The organism is Mucilaginibacter celer (assembly GCF_003576455.2).
GTDB lineage: Bacteria > Bacteroidota > Bacteroidia > Sphingobacteriales > Sphingobacteriaceae > Mucilaginibacter > Mucilaginibacter celer.
The window spans coordinates 3,735,858-3,749,711 of the sequence record NZ_CP032869.1; the positions used below are offsets into that span (position 1 = coordinate 3,735,858).

General features: G+C 40.2%; 16 protein-coding genes and 1 tRNA gene. 9 read left to right on the plus strand and 8 right to left on the minus strand.

The genetic code is table 11. The features are described 5' to 3' along the window. Positions 1 to 77 precede the first annotated feature (77 nt). From HYN43_RS30395 to istB, 4 genes are all read left to right on the plus strand, one after another. Positions 78 to 155, plus strand: a tRNA-OTHER gene (locus HYN43_RS30395). Positions 156 to 351: 196 nt separating this feature from the next. Further along, positions 352 to 1,671 (plus strand): phage integrase SAM-like domain-containing protein, encoded by a 1,320-nt coding sequence (locus tag HYN43_RS14980; RefSeq protein WP_119410121.1) that lies wholly within the window; start codon positions 352 to 354, stop codon positions 1,669 to 1,671. Positions 1,672 to 2,303: 632 nt separating this feature from the next. Then, entirely contained in the window at positions 2,304 to 3,833 is a 1,530-nt protein-coding gene (gene istA, locus HYN43_RS14985; protein WP_245446919.1) for an IS21 family transposase, read from the plus strand. A gap of 20 nt (positions 3,834 to 3,853) precedes the next feature. Next, positions 3,854 to 4,615 (plus strand): IS21-like element helper ATPase IstB, encoded by a 762-nt coding sequence (gene istB, locus HYN43_RS14990; protein ID WP_119407387.1) that lies wholly within the window; start codon positions 3,854 to 3,856, stop codon positions 4,613 to 4,615. 79 nt (positions 4,616 to 4,694) lie between these two features. Here the strand turns inward: istB and HYN43_RS14995 are convergent, their stop codons facing one another. The 4 genes from HYN43_RS14995 to HYN43_RS15010 form a co-directional block, all read right to left on the minus strand. Next, positions 4,695 to 4,874, minus strand: coding sequence for a hypothetical protein (locus tag HYN43_RS14995; RefSeq protein WP_119410122.1), 180 nt, complete (start codon positions 4,872 to 4,874; stop codon positions 4,695 to 4,697). 455 nt (positions 4,875 to 5,329) lie between these two features. Continuing rightward, positions 5,330 to 6,016 (minus strand): hypothetical protein, encoded by a 687-nt coding sequence (locus HYN43_RS15000; RefSeq protein ID WP_119410123.1) that lies wholly within the window; start codon positions 6,014 to 6,016, stop codon positions 5,330 to 5,332. Then, positions 5,976 to 6,941 (minus strand): MvdC/MvdD family ATP grasp protein, encoded by a 966-nt coding sequence (locus HYN43_RS15005; protein ID WP_119410124.1) that lies wholly within the window; start codon positions 6,939 to 6,941, stop codon positions 5,976 to 5,978. Before HYN43_RS15005 ends, HYN43_RS15000 begins: the two co-directional genes overlap by 41 nt. Next, positions 6,919 to 7,302, minus strand: a complete 384-nt coding sequence (locus tag HYN43_RS15010; protein WP_119410125.1) for a hypothetical protein — start codon at positions 7,300 to 7,302, stop codon at positions 6,919 to 6,921. Before HYN43_RS15010 ends, HYN43_RS15005 begins: the two co-directional genes overlap by 23 nt. A gap of 295 nt (positions 7,303 to 7,597) precedes the next feature. On the opposite strand from HYN43_RS15010, the gene HYN43_RS15015 reads away from it, so the two are divergent. Both HYN43_RS15015 and HYN43_RS15020 read left to right on the plus strand, forming a co-directional pair. Continuing rightward, positions 7,598 to 9,073, plus strand: coding sequence for a hypothetical protein (locus HYN43_RS15015; protein WP_119410126.1), 1,476 nt, complete (start codon positions 7,598 to 7,600; stop codon positions 9,071 to 9,073). A 7-nt stretch (positions 9,074 to 9,080) separates the two neighbouring features. Further along, the gene (locus HYN43_RS15020) at positions 9,081 to 9,275 is read left to right on the plus strand and encodes a hypothetical protein (RefSeq protein WP_119410127.1); all 195 of its coding nucleotides are present in this window, start codon (positions 9,081 to 9,083) and stop codon (positions 9,273 to 9,275) included. 17 nt (positions 9,276 to 9,292) lie between these two features. Here the strand turns inward: HYN43_RS15020 and HYN43_RS15025 are convergent, their stop codons facing one another. Genes HYN43_RS15025 through HYN43_RS15040 form a run of 4 tightly spaced genes read right to left on the minus strand, consistent with a single transcriptional unit; the run spans position 9,293 to position 11,729 of the window. Then, positions 9,293 to 9,634: a ubiquitination-like system serine protease family protein gene (locus tag HYN43_RS15025; protein WP_119410128.1), complete on the minus strand. Its 342-nt coding sequence runs from the start codon at positions 9,632 to 9,634 to the stop codon at positions 9,293 to 9,295. Further along, a complete protein-coding gene (locus tag HYN43_RS15030) occupies positions 9,631 to 11,046 on the minus strand; it encodes a ThiF family adenylyltransferase (RefSeq protein WP_119410129.1) in 1,416 nt (471 codons plus the stop codon). Before HYN43_RS15030 ends, HYN43_RS15025 begins: the two co-directional genes overlap by 4 nt. Continuing rightward, positions 11,021 to 11,419, minus strand: coding sequence for an E2/UBC family protein (locus HYN43_RS15035; RefSeq protein WP_119411242.1), 399 nt, complete (start codon positions 11,417 to 11,419; stop codon positions 11,021 to 11,023). The genes HYN43_RS15030 and HYN43_RS15035 overlap by 26 nt, the downstream gene beginning before the upstream one ends. Position 11,420: 1 nt before the next feature. Next, complete coding sequence (locus HYN43_RS15040) at positions 11,421 to 11,729, minus strand: multiubiquitin domain-containing protein (RefSeq protein ID WP_119410130.1); 309 nt, start codon at positions 11,727 to 11,729, stop codon at positions 11,421 to 11,423. 85 nt (positions 11,730 to 11,814) lie between these two features. Here HYN43_RS15040 and HYN43_RS15045 point away from each other — a divergent pair, with 85 nt between their 5' ends. From HYN43_RS15045 to HYN43_RS15055, 3 genes are read left to right on the plus strand one after another with little or no spacing between them, the layout of a single operon-like run. Then, the gene (locus tag HYN43_RS15045; RefSeq protein WP_119410131.1) at positions 11,815 to 12,486 is read left to right on the plus strand and encodes an RNA polymerase sigma factor; all 672 of its coding nucleotides are present in this window, start codon (positions 11,815 to 11,817) and stop codon (positions 12,484 to 12,486) included. A 15-nt stretch (positions 12,487 to 12,501) separates the two neighbouring features. Next, the gene (locus tag HYN43_RS15050; RefSeq protein ID WP_119410132.1) at positions 12,502 to 12,837 is read left to right on the plus strand and encodes a hypothetical protein; all 336 of its coding nucleotides are present in this window, start codon (positions 12,502 to 12,504) and stop codon (positions 12,835 to 12,837) included. A gap of 5 nt (positions 12,838 to 12,842) precedes the next feature. Next, positions 12,843 to 13,649 carry an ImmA/IrrE family metallo-endopeptidase gene (locus tag HYN43_RS15055; protein WP_119410133.1) on the plus strand — a complete coding sequence of 269 codons (807 nt, stop codon included), beginning with the start codon at positions 12,843 to 12,845 and terminating at the stop codon, positions 13,647 to 13,649. Positions 13,650 to 13,854: the final 205 nt, after the last annotated feature.

Below are 13,854 nucleotides of genomic sequence, written 5' to 3' on the forward strand. Positions count from 1 at the left end.
AGATTTTCCAATGGTTTCTGCCATCAAACTCAATAGTTCAACAATGTTACCGTAAACTATTACAAATAATATGAATGAATGCCGTAAATCAGTCAAAAAATACGAGCAAAGGACTGAAAATCCTTGTGTCACTGGTTCGATCCCAGTTGGTACCACAGCATAAAAAAGGTCATTTTCGCTCGAAAATGGCCTTTTTTGCTTTAAAAAGGCGTATTTTAACGTCACTCTTCTATGTTCGCTTAATCAAGGGATTAGCAGTTAAACAGATTCTTTTGTTGAATTAACCGAAAAAAAATCGAGAAATAATTGAGAATTTTTTGAGGCTATTTCGGTTGCTAAACTTTTGATCTAATGGCAACTGTACGTGGGGTTATCATACCCTTAGAACAAAAAAGTGATGGGACATGGAATGTTAAAATTAGCGTAAATCACAAAGGCAAAACCCGCTACATCAAGACGCCGCATTATATCGGCGTTAAACAAATTAAAAAAGACTTTACGATTAAAGATCAATTCATTTTAGATCTGATCGCGCCGACACTCATAGAGTACCGTCGGAAGATCAGCGAACTTGGGAATCGACTGACCCTTTACGACGTAACGCGCCTGAAAAAACACCTGGAAGGCGAAAGTATTCAAAGTGCAGATGAGGTTGATATTATCAAATTTGGTAACAATCAAATTAAAATCTTAAAAAAAGCGAAAAGAAAAGCGAGCGCCGCAAATATGCAAACTGTGGTCAATAGCTTAAAAGACTATTTTGAGACGGAAGTGATACCAATAACTGAAATACGGGCAAACATGTTAGTTGAATACGAACGGTACCTTAGAAAGGAGAGGCGCATTATCAGGCTTGATCAATTCAAAAGGCCGCTCCCACGGATAGTAAACGGATTATCCGACACTGGATTACACAATCACATGCGCGATTTACGGATCCTGTTCAATAATGCTACCGACTTTTATAACGATGAAAACCTGGGGATTACCATTATTAAACATTACCCATTTAAAAAATATAAAATCCTTGAAGTTCCGGAAAATCAAAAGCCGAAACTAACTATCGAACAAGTATTAGCAATCAAAAACCTGGCTGTTCCTGAGAATACCCGAATGGAAATAGCGAAGGATTTATTTATGCTAAGTTTTTATTTGTGCGGCATGAACGCTGTTGATTTGTATCAGCTTTCAAATAGCCAACGATTTCTTTCAAGGGTTAATTACAATCGATCAAAGACAAGGACCAGGAGGAAAGATAAGGCATTCATTAGCATTGGGGTTCCGCCGGAGGCGCGCGAACTTTACATCAAGTACGCCGGAAAACTGCAATACCGATATTCGACTCATAACACACTTGATCGTGCGCTGAGCATTGGTATGCGCAGAATAGGGGCCCAAACAGGCATTCCAAATTTGGAATTTTACGATGCAAGACATGCCTTTGGAGATTGGGCAAGAAATATCTGTAGGTTCAGTAAAGATGACGTTGGCCTTGCCCTGAATCATAAGGACTTATCTAAGGATGTAACCGACATTTATATTTCAAAGAATTGGAATATAATTGATGAGGTGCAGGAAGGAACGATCAAACTCCTGAAAACAAAACGACTGAGAAAAGTAAACAAATCGGAGCTTTCTATTGAGTTAGCTTTTAATCCGATAAGGTGCTGACAGAAAGGAAATCTGTCTGCAAGGCTGCTTGATATGACCGCAAAAAATTATACGGATCGATCAAGCAGCCTTATATACGGCGCATTCTTTCGAGAAATCCGAAAACAACGTCAAGTGTCTGCCCAAAGCGTCCTTTGGCAACATTTATTGCACTAGTAAAACAAATAAATTTTATTCTTTTTAATCACATTCGAATATGGCAGCATCAAAGCTACTCTCATCGTGAAATCTCCACTCATAAAGCTTTTTATTTTATCGATTCTTTGCTTAATTACATTTTGATTTTTCGCTCAAAGCGATCGATTTATTATATGATAAGACAGTTTCACTATTGTGCCATCCTAATGACTTACCGCCGCCTTTACTTTCAATTACAAGGGTTATACCTAAAATAAAGAATTAATCGGTACGCTGAACTTAACGCCCCATAGTGGAGAATTCGCTGATATTGACCACCTGATTTCGGAGGAAACTGACCACCGATTCCGCGGGAAAGTGACCACCGATTCCGCGGGAAAGTGACCACCTGATTCCGCGGGAAAGTGACCACCCCGAACGAGCCACTTATGCTGTAGAAGCAGGCCTATTTTTGAGGTTTAACAACTTCACTAATGGCCAACACTACGATAAGCATGAGTAAGATAAGACAGATCCTAAGGATGTACAGCCAGGGCCGCAGCAAGCTATCGATAGCGGCCCAGTCCGGCGTGTCACGCAATACCGCAAAGAAGTACCTTGTTGCGTTCGATGCCAGCGGCTTTACGTTCGAAGAGATCAATACCCTTAATGATAAAGAGCTGGAGGACTTCTTTGGCAAAAGCAGTGAACGCCCCCCGGACAAGCGCATGGTGGCCCTGCAGCGCTGTTTCCCGCAGATAGATAAAGAGTTAAAGCGTGTCGGCATGAACCGCCGCATCCTGTGGGAAGCTTATATCAAAGAGTTCCCTGACGGGTTCAAGTACACCCAGTTCTGCTTTTATTACAACCAGTGGAAAGCCCGCGTGAACCCCACGATGCACCTGGATCATAAAGCCGGTGATAAGCTGTATGTGGACTTTGCCGGTGAAAAGCTAAGCATAACGGACAAGGATACCGGTGAGGTCATCGAGGCCGAGGTGTTCGTTGCTATCCTTGGTGCCAGTCAGCTAACTTACGTAGAAGCTGTGCTGAGCCAGCAGAAAGAAGACTTTATAGCGGCCTGCGAGAATGCCCTGCACTTTTATGGCGGCGTACCTGCCGCCATCGTTCCCGACAACCTGAAGGCTGCCGTTACCAAAAGCAACCGCTATGAGCCAACACTGAACGAGACCTTTGCCGACTTTGCCGACCATTACGGAACGACCATCTTACCAGCGAGGGCGTACCGCCCTCGCGACAAAGCACTGGTAGAAGGAGCTGTTAAGATCGTTTACAGCCGTATCTACGCACCTGTTCGCAAAGAGGCCTATCATACCCTTGCAGAACTGAACACAGCGGTCAAAGCCGCTTTAGAAGCACATAACAGCCAGCCGCTGAAAGGCCGCAATTACAGCAGAAAGCTCCAGTTCGAGGAGATAGAACGCCAGGCTCTCTCGCCATTACCGGCATTACGTTATGAGTTCAAACGGCAGCACCAGGCCACCGTAATGAAGAACGGGCATGTTTGTCTTGGTATCGACAAACACTACTACAGCGTACCGTACCGCTTCATCGGCAGGAAGGTCAAACTGCTGTATTCCCGCACCAACGTAGAGGTCTATTACCACTACGAACGCATTGCCATGCACAGGCGTATCAAAAGCCCTTACAGCTATACTACGGATAAAGACCACCTGGCTTCGACACACCGCTTTATGACCGAATGGACACCAGATAAGTTCCTGGAATGGGCGGCATCCATTCATGAGGATGTGAGGCTTTACATCCTGAAGATACTGGACCGGAAGCAACACCCGGAACAAGCTTACCGCTCCTGTATCGGTATCCTCAGCCTGGCGCGTAAGGCAGGTAACGAAAGGCTGGCCAGCGCTTGCAGGCGTGCACTCGGTTATGGCGTTTATAACTACAAGACCATACAGCAGATACTGGAGAACAAGATGGACAGCTACGAGGATAGCTTATTTGCTGACGAACTGCCTATGCCCAGCCATGACAATATCCGTGGAGAGAACTACTATAAATAACCATTAATAAATAGATCGATATGAACACGAACACCTTGGACAAACTTCGCAAGCTGAAGTTCTTTGGCATGTACCATGCCTTTAAAAGCTGCCTGGAAACGGGCCAGACCGCTGAATACACTACTGATGAACTGCTGGCCCACCTGGTAGAGGCCGAATGGGACGACCGGCAGAACAGGCGCATAGAGCGTACGATCATGTATGCTAAGTTCCGCTATAAGGCCTCGGTAGAGAACATCCACTACCATGCCGACCGTAGTATCGACCGCAATCAGGTAATGCGCCTGGCAGACTGCCACTTTATTGACCGGAATGAGAACCTGTTGATCACAGGCAGCACCGGTATCGGCAAAAGCTATATCGCTTCTGCTATCGGACACCAAGCCTGCATACTGGGTTACCGCGTGTTCTATGCCAGCACACCCAAGCTCTTTGCTAAGCTGAAGATGGCTAAGGCAGATGGTTCCTATATGAAGGATGTCGCCAAACTGGAACGCCAGCAACTACTGATCCTGGATGACTTCGGTATACAGCCTTTTGATGCGCAGAGCAGGGCTGCACTGATGGAGATCATTGAGGACAGGCACGGTAAAACGTCATTGATCATTACCTCTCAACTGCCGGTCAGTAAATGGTATGAGGTCATTGGTGAAAAGACGATCGCTGATGCTATCCTTGACCGTATCGTGCATGATGCGCACCGGATGGAACTTAAGGGAGAGTCGATGAGAAAAAGAAGGCCGGCAGAGCCCGAAAAAAGCTATCTGCAAAACACACTTTAAATAACTACTTTTGACAACGCTTCTACAGCGTTCGCTGCGCTCGTTCGCCAGCACTTTAGGTGGTCAATTTGCCACGGAATCACCTGGTCAACTTCTCCGTATTATACACTTTACTACGCAGATTTGCAAAGGCGCACATATCTTTTAAAAATTCGCCCTTTTTAATGTTGCCCTTTTCAATAGCGTATTGCTCGAACTTAAAATCTAACCTGGTGTTTTCACTTTCGTTTTCAATCAAATTGATAATGGTTTCTTTCATGAGTTTTTTTATTCCTAATAAATTTACAAATTTTCATATAGGAAATCGCCTCAATCCAATTAGAAGCATGAGAGAACAACGCACGATCTAGTACACCGAAAAAATGAAATAATAATGTCAAACATGCATTAGAGAAAATACAATAGAAGCATTTTTCTATAAAATCGCAAGATTAACAATCGAAATAGCCAAGGAACTTCCACATTCAATTCCTTCAACTGTTAGAATTGCAAACCGCGTTTCAGATGCAATAAAGAAAGGGACATGAGATGGTTTGATAGCGAAGTTACAAAAGGCAGCCGCGAGGGGGGAACGGTATCTACTCGTAAAGTTTATAGGAAACGTTGGGTAGACAATCGTATTAATATAAAGACCGCAATGAACCTGTAGATAAGCAAGAATAGATCAATTGAAAGATTTATTCGTCTTCCAACATTTAACAGTACAGAACTACCTTAATTGCTATTTCTGATATTAATGGTTTTCTCGACCGGCGCAGCATCTTTTTTTGCTGGAGGGGAATAAAATAAGCAAAACATAAAGATAAGAAAAGCATATAAAGCTATTACAACTATCGCCCTTTTATAATATTCCTGAGCCATAGTTACGTTATCAACTTTATCATTTATTACATTATAGTTAGCTTCTGTCTTGCTTTTTAGTGCCAAAATAAGTTTCTTCTTGTATTCGGTTGCATTACCATCCATATTTAAATCATCAAAGGCAAGCATATTATAGCTTCCCCTTCCCAAGGCTTTTACAGAAAACCAAACTGTTCTTATAGTGTATAAAGTTAGCACGAAAGAAATACCGACTGAAGATAGGACTGGCCAGGATTTTTCGTTATTACCTGCAAGTAAAGTATTGGAAGCGACGACTAAGGTTGTTGCAATACTTACGGTGCTTAGAAAAAGGTTTGCCTTTGATTCAATTGATTTCCTTCGTTCATCTTCGCTGTCAGCAAATTTCGTAACCAAGTTATATGCTAAATCCAGGTTTTCATTTTCAATAACGATATTAATATTTGTCGGCAATGCATCTTCAGCTTCGCCACTGTCGTTTTCTTCAATTTCTAACTTCGGCCAAAAAAATTCACGGATTTTATGTTTCCAAGTTTCTTGCGAGGAGTTCGGTAATTCCATCTGAAATATTTAAATTAAGCCTATTTTCAATCCAAGCCCATTGGCCGTTTGGATTAATTTCAAGAAAATGCAGATTTTCGTTTTCATCAAGAATAAAATCGATTGCGCCATAATTAAGCCCTAACCGCTTAGTTAGGCTTATGCATCTGTCTACTTCAGCTTTAGGAAGTTCATATATTGAGTGAGGCAGTGGCTGGCTTGATTTTCGCCAATCAATTTCGCTTTCAATATTTCCCTGTGAATGGATCATAGCAGCATAGGCCTCATTGCCTACAATTGTCACCCGGATATCCGCATGTTTGTAAATTAGTTTTTGAAGGTAAACAGGAAATCCAATTAATCTGTCTACGTTTTCATTATCCAGATATACTTTAGTAGTAAAAATTACCCCTTCCTCAACGTCACCCTCAACAAGCCCCGACTTTATTGGTTTAATTATACAGTCACTATCGTATTCCTGAAAAAAATGCAAAGCCTCATGGGGACTACTTGTCACTAAAGACGGAGGGATACTGAATCCTAATTCTTTGGCAACTAGCAATTGAAATATCTTATTCTCAGCGTTTCTTATAGCGTACACTTTATTGACCCAAAAAGCGTCATCCAATATTTTGTAAATCCCCTCCAGAGTAAACAAAAGCTCTGAGCGAATAAAGTTCAACTCACCCTTCGTAACATCCGTATATAGATTATTGACTTCTGGACGCCTGTAATATACACTCTTAATTGAGCGTAAATCTATCTCCAAGTCCAGACGCAAATCCTTTAACAAGAATTTTTCCGCTACAAAATCAAAATTTACAAGGATTGATCTACCGATATCCTCTGTGTTCAAACGATAGAACGGCAACCGACGTTGGCTAAGATTTTTAACAATAAAATCGGATGTAATATCTGATTTGTTAGTTATTATCAAAATGCTCATCGTCTCGTTCGCTTTTTACTCTTGTTTTCGTAGTTAGTTCGAACAAAAAATCGTTACGAACGTCATCTCTTTCCTGAGCGACAAGTGTTTTCGTGGTAAGTTCTAAAAGTAAAGCTCCATTTTTTAAATTGTTGAAATTTGAGTTGACGTCTTCGAGTGGCAAAAGTCGATCATCATCTCTTTCTTGGGTAACCTTTGTTTTGGTCATAAGTTCCGCATTTAGTCTATCAGCCTCAATTATCGGAATGACCATACCCTCTCTTTCAATAACGTTTAAGCTTTGTTCAAAATCGTAAACAAACGCCACAGGCTGTTGCTCAGGAATTCTATTAGTTTTAAAATCGAGTATAAGTGGTTTCATATTTTGATAAGGTTATCGCTTAAATATACAAACAACATTCAATTTCCAATGGTAATTTCTGATCAAGGTACTATATACGGTTTAAAATCATACACTATATTTAAATCGCTACTGATTGTTTTCAAGAGATTATATGGTTGATTTAATAGCAATTGGGTTTCGCATAAGGGCATTGCTTTCCCTTGAAAAAAATATTATGAACAAATAGATATTTTTTAGTTTTATTTGATAAAATATATACATTTGTTCATAAGTTGTTCTAATAGAACCCCTAACCTACCCTTTCCATTTACATATGATCAATATTACCGCCCTTGTAGTTAGTCAAGGTGAACTTATAGATAAATTAAAACAACTTATTTTTGATCGCTACAAAGTAACGGCAGATGTAGCCGACAGTTCGATCGCTGCCATTAGCGACTACGTAAAATCATTTTGCTCGCCCCTCTGGTTTGTCATCGAGCATCCATATGTTGATAAATTTTACCGCGATACTTATTATAACTATTATTCATCAAAACTCGGTGATTACTCAAGGGATTCAATTCGTGTTTCCGTATTCAGCGAAGAAATTTCGGACGAGCAATTTCGATCAGAGAACCAAGTTACACGCTTAAGAAACACATATCTTGGATTTTTCACAATTAGGCCAACTTTTCCTTCAGTAATTGGCCGTTCAGTTTTATCCCCGTACGTATTTCAGAATAATAACTTTGTTTGCTGTAAAACAGGTTTCAATGTAACCGCTAATGGTGTAAAATTTAATGCTATTGGATTTCCGCATTCTTCTCAAGACGCGGAAACGATAACTTGCGCGGAGACCACAATTTGGAGTATAGTTGAATATTTCAGTCATAAATATCCAATATATAAACCAGTGTTACCTTCACACATCAACGCTGCAATTAACCGTTATTCTGTTGAAAGGTTAATCCCATCTAAAGGATTAACCGCGACATTAGTTTCTTATGCGTTGAAAGAGTTTGGATTTTCGGTAAAGATTTATGCAAAAAATGCTTATGGTGCAGATTTCGATTTATTATTAAAAACATATATAGAATCAGGTATACCGATTGTTGGAGCGATGTCGAACAATTTAGGTATAGGTCATGCGTTCAATATAATTGGACGTGAAGTGCCTTCAGACGCTGCAATTGATAGTATACCGGTTGCTGAGATAGCCAATGATGGTAACCTTCATATATCTGATTATTACACCATGCCACTGAATTATGTATTTATCGATGATAATTACCCGCCTTACCAGATGACAACAATTAATAACCCCTCGGGTTATTATACAAATCCGAAATGGCAAGGCTGTGAAATTAGCATGTTTATCGCGCCTTTGTATCCGAAAATATATTTGGAGGCCGATACCGCGAGAAAGTTAGCAAACTCCTACATTAAGCGATTTCAAAAACTTGGTATCTTCACAAGAACAGAAGTTATTGCAAAAACTTTCCTAACATCGAGTCGCTCATATAAGGAATATATTGCGCTAAAAAGCGGACTTGAAAAAGATGCGCAGGAGTTACTGATGTCGACTTCGTTGCCAAAATTCATTTGGGTGACAGAATTGTCCGACAAAGATCACTTAAAACATGGCAAGTGTTTTGGCGTTATTCTTTTGGATGCTACCGAACCAAAGCAAGAGGGAGTAGTAGCGACATTGTTGGAGGGAACATATCTATCTTACGATTTCAGTAAATTTGAAATAATTGATATACCTTTGCACCCTTTTTCCGTATATAATAGTAACCTTAAATAAAACGCATATGGCTATTCAAACTAACTTCGAACAAATTGTTGAAAGACTGAGGCAGGACGGTAAGGTGAGACAACTTAATGAAACAGATACGAAAGCATTATTATCCGGCCTTGAAACAGAGCTGGAGGATTTTAGGATCGATGGACGCAGGCGTCAGCAGGAATCGCTTGCGGAAATGTCATCGCTTGTGCTAACCGCATAACAAGCTTTGCAATCAGTTTACGAACGAACCTTTCCAACCCATTCAATGGAGCCATTTTTAATAATAAAGTGACTCCTGCAGCCATCAGTTCCCCAAATAGATGGCTGCAAAGAAATTTTTCTTTTTTCCACCTGATATATCCAGCAAGGTTTAGCTTCCTGCAATGTATTTAAGTTGATAATTCGCCTGCAACCACAAGGGCATCTCATTGTTATAAGCCATTCATTGGCTTCACCAACAATGTATATCATATTTTTAGCATACCGAACTGGAATATCTCCGACTAACCGATATTTAAATCTGCGCCTGAAAAAGCTAAAACCATGTACCCAACAGTAAAAACGTTCCAACATTTTCATGGCAAATCAGGCATTTCAAGATATGGAATCATGTCTCCCCTACCTACTTTCTTTCGTAAATAAAGATCTGTTGGGTAGCTTTCTTCATCTACATTCACAATACAATTCTCAGACAGGTCAATAATACTACCAGCGTAATTATTTGGACGTTCCGCCTTATAGCCATGTATACGGTTTAAAAACTCATTGATCGCATGGCTTGCAACCATCATATTAACACTTATAACAGCCGGACTGCTAACATTAATATTTTTTATATAGGCATTTTTGATTAAAGCTTCATATTCTTCAGGGTTTTTACGAAGCTGGGCGGCGGCCCGTAAATCATCGATAGTATAGACACCCCTTGTGATGAGGGAAGACACCCCAGGCTGCAGGTAATGAACACTGCCGCAAATCTTACTTATGCCCCCTAAACCGTCTGCCTCCAGTTTGACACCAAGGTCGAAATATGGAATAAGATAAAAAGCGCTTAGCTGGTTGAGTAAGTGCCGCCCATCGACACTATCCATACAGCCAAAAACGACATCGCATGATGCGACCAATTCCAACCCCTCGCGATTATCATATAAATTAACTGGTAAAACAGTCACTTTTGTTTCTAATCCCATGGTCTCAATAGCTCGCTTTAAAACATGAACTTTGTAAAGCGCTTTTTCTGCATCGTCCAACGTGGCATTCACAATACGATTTAGATTTTTATGTTCGATTCGATCTGGATCTACCAACACCAATTCACCCACCCCAAGCCGGGCAAGCTGCTCTATTAATGGGCTACCTGTGCCGGAACAGCCGATGACTGCAATCCTAAGCCGCTTTAATAGACTATAAGTTTTTTGGCCAAAAGCTTGAATTGTTCTGAGAGCAAAAGCGGCATTGCCATCTACAGGTGACAAATCACCCACTTTTATAGTTTCGCCGACGATCGTAAAACGGTCGATCGGGTAACTGCTCATATCTGGGAAAAAAAACCTTCCGAAATACTCCCCACCTGGCAACATAACGGCGCTTGCATGAGGACCGTCAGTATCTGACCATCCAAATACAGATTGAAAGAATTCATTATCCGAGCGGTTATCAGTTTCTGAAAATTCATTGTAGCCTCCGGGATGACTATGAATCTTCACAATTGCCATATCAGAACGGCTAACTCTCAAAAAGAAGGGGTGAATAATTTTAGTTGGCCAATGCAAATGGTCATATTCCCGTGAAAAGCACTCTTCGTTCGGAATTATTTGTAATTCGTGAACAATGAGCGTTTCGCGACCTCCCGCACGTTGTCGTCCGCAAAGCGCGACCGCTACTGATTCCTTGTCATCGCCGCAAAAAAGATGTCCCATCAATCTTGCGTGATCATAACCTGATATTTTAAACTGTAGTTCCATCTTATCTTTTTGTGAATTCTTCTTCAAACCAATATGAAATTAACGCCACATGAGTAGACAAATCGTCAACTCCCTCTCGCCAGGGATTCGTTGCGGTACGATGCCGCGACCAGCGTTGAAATTGTTTGCCATCTATGGGCTGTAAGCAGACAGCACCGATAAGTTTACCATCAAGCCTGGTTAAACCAGGATAGAAGTAGGCCATATCCAGCCCGGTTCGCGGATAACCTGTCTCAATCTTAATTGCTATATCTGTATTTGAGATATTATATCCTAGAGGTACTGGATGATCTTTAATGATCACCCAGTGCATACCGCCGTCTATAATAGTTTCCCAATCATTGCCCAAATTTTCAAGGTATATGGCGTCGGATTCGGGGAGCTGAAACTGCCTTCTCATTTTACTTACCTCCCTCTGTTTGATCAAGCGGGATAGTCATAAATTTCTCTACGCCAGGTTCTACGAAGCTAACCTCCTGATCATAGTTTACCTTCACAACTTTGCCGCCTTTGAAGCGCTGATTTAATTGAAATCGTTCAGGTGGGTTTTTACCAGCGAGCTTTAAAATCTCTCTTCCGGTTAAGCATTCTTGCTCAACTTTATACTTCTGGCGATCAACCATGATTAAATAGTGATGGCCTCGTGGGATTTCTCTGTTTTCCTTAACATAGACCTCTATGTCAATGATTAAAATTTCGTGTATTATCATTATCTTGTTTTTACACCAATAATCACAAAGCGTGACATTGCTTTTTTGTCACGCTTAGGGATTATATGATTAAATAAGTAATACTATGTCAAATACTTTATCGCAAACAAAGAGTTTGAAAAGCATTTCAGAAAGGGATATTGTGTTAGGGCTGAAGTCAATAGAAAATGATGCCTTAATTACTCAATATCAGAACGAATTTTACCGGCGTTATGCTCCGTACGTATTCAAATTGTCGGTTCAACGGTGTCAGATTTTTGCTGACGCTGATGATTTTGCGAAAGAAATAATGCAGCTAACGTTTATAAAGGCGCTGAAGACAATTAACAACTTTACAATTGCGTTAGGAATTGACGACGTAATACTTAAAAAGATGATTAAGGCGTGGTTAGGACGTATAGCAAATAATAACTTCAACAAGCTTTATGCAGAATACAAAAACGAAGAAGTTGAATTGGAAACAGTCGCTACAATCGAACCTACTTATGATCTCTTTGAAGAACTTTTTAATCCGGTTCCAGAAGAACAACCATCAGCGGTCTTAATTTTATTAAGAGAAGCTATGGAACAATTAAAAGAAATTGATAAACATATCATAATTAGCTATGCCGCCGAAAATTGCTTGTATACAACGCAACATATTCGGGATAGCACGATGAAAATATTGTGTGAAACTTATAACACAACACCTGACAATATACGACAACGTAAAAACCGCGCACTGAAAAAAATAAAATTATTTTGCTTCAAAAATTAAAAGGCAACAACAACCATGGCAAACGAAACCAAAAAAAATCCAACTGAAAAGGATCAATCACCCGACTTGGAATTCTTATTACGAACAAACGGGTACCTCTTTCCTGAAACTATAAATGAAGTTTCGGAATACGAGAAAAGATTTGGCGATACCGACATTATATTACCCGACGATATGCGTGAACCAACTTTTCTCGAAAAGGCACTTTCAAAAGTGCAGGGAAATAAATTAACAGCAATAAAAAACAAAGATGACAATTTTGCCATCGCAGCAAGACTCGAGAAAGGGACGGAGCTTCCTGAGCGTATCAAAAAGAAAATGGACGAGGATCGTAATAAATCTGAAAAGTAATAAAAGTGGACACTGAAAGGTTTGAGGAAATTGCGGAGTTAGCGGAAGCTATTGCCGACGAACATTTTGTAAACGGCAGAACTGATCTGCAGGGAATACTCGATGAAAAAAACATCAGGGTGATCAAAGGTAATTACGAAGATTACTTTTTAGGAAACTTAGTGCATCATTCGCGAAAGTTCTACTTATACTTAAATATGGATCAACTAAGTGAGACCCATCAGCCACGTGTAAGATTTACTATCGCCCATGAACTCGGACACTTTTTTATCGATGAACACAGAAATGTTTTAAAAAAAGGCACCTCACTTTCATTCAATACCAATCATAACAATTTGGTCATTGAAAAAGAAGCAAATCACTTTGCTTCTTTTTTATTAATGCCGCCCAGCAAATTCAAAGCTGCGGCGGCAAAACTGCAATATGGAATAGAAGCGGTTTTGAGTTTATCACAACGCTTTGAATCATCAATTGATAGTACTGTGATACAGTATCTTAAACTAAATTGCTGTCCGGGGCTGATGATCCGGTGGAATGAAGACCAATCAGTAAAAAGCTGGTTATGTAGTTCTTCTCTTTGTGAACTTACAGGAATCAAAGCCCGGCCGTATATTAAAACAATTTCCAATTATTTCGGCGAACTTAAAGACCAGTTTGTTATCGATGGCATTTTTTCTATTCAGGAGAGGGCAGTTAACTTGTCTACATGGCTTCCATCCATTAAATGTCAATCACCTGAAGACTTCGTGGCGATCGAACAAACCATAAAATTAGGTAAACATGGAGGTTTAACGTTATTAACGCTAAGCTGAAATACAGTTTAAAAAGCCATTTCATTTGCAAAATCCCCTCTTCAGCTTATTGTCTCTCTATTTTAATAAATACAATTTACCTATTCAAGAGCTGATTGTGCATTTTTTGGGTTGAAAATAGTTACAAGCGAAACGAAGTTTTTTCCTAAAGAAAGTCGACTAAGTCCTAAAATAAAGCTCATAAGTGTCATTATCGTCTGCAAAA

Coding starts and splice junctions, on each gene's coding strand:
- HYN43_RS15010 (WP_119410125.1), bottom strand. CDS start 7,302: ATGAAACCACTTATACTCGATTTTAAAACTAATAGAATTCCTGAGCAA.
- istA (WP_245446919.1), top strand. CDS start 2,304: ATGAGTAAGATAAGACAGATCCTAAGGATGTACAGCCAGGGCCGCAGC.
- HYN43_RS15040 (WP_119410130.1), bottom strand. CDS start 11,729: ATGATAATACACGAAATTTTAATCATTGACATAGAGGTCTATGTTAAG.
- HYN43_RS15025 (WP_119410128.1), bottom strand. CDS start 9,634: ATGAAAATGTTGGAACGTTTTTACTGTTGGGTACATGGTTTTAGCTTT.
- HYN43_RS14980 (WP_119410121.1), top strand. CDS start 352: ATGGCAACTGTACGTGGGGTTATCATACCCTTAGAACAAAAAAGTGAT.
- HYN43_RS15000 (WP_119410123.1), bottom strand. CDS start 6,016: ATGGAATTACCGAACTCCTCGCAAGAAACTTGGAAACATAAAATCCGT.
- HYN43_RS15035 (WP_119411242.1), bottom strand. CDS start 11,419: ATGAGAAGGCAGTTTCAGCTCCCCGAATCCGACGCCATATACCTTGAA.
- HYN43_RS15050 (WP_119410132.1), top strand. CDS start 12,502: ATGGCAAACGAAACCAAAAAAAATCCAACTGAAAAGGATCAATCACCC.
- HYN43_RS15045 (WP_119410131.1), top strand. CDS start 11,815: ATGTCAAATACTTTATCGCAAACAAAGAGTTTGAAAAGCATTTCAGAA.
- HYN43_RS15015 (WP_119410126.1), top strand. CDS start 7,598: ATGATCAATATTACCGCCCTTGTAGTTAGTCAAGGTGAACTTATAGAT.
- HYN43_RS14995 (WP_119410122.1), bottom strand. CDS start 4,874: ATGAAAGAAACCATTATCAATTTGATTGAAAACGAAAGTGAAAACACC.
- HYN43_RS15005 (WP_119410124.1), bottom strand. CDS start 6,941: ATGAGCATTTTGATAATAACTAACAAATCAGATATTACATCCGATTTT.
- istB (WP_119407387.1), top strand. CDS start 3,854: ATGAACACGAACACCTTGGACAAACTTCGCAAGCTGAAGTTCTTTGGC.
- HYN43_RS15020 (WP_119410127.1), top strand. CDS start 9,081: ATGGCTATTCAAACTAACTTCGAACAAATTGTTGAAAGACTGAGGCAG.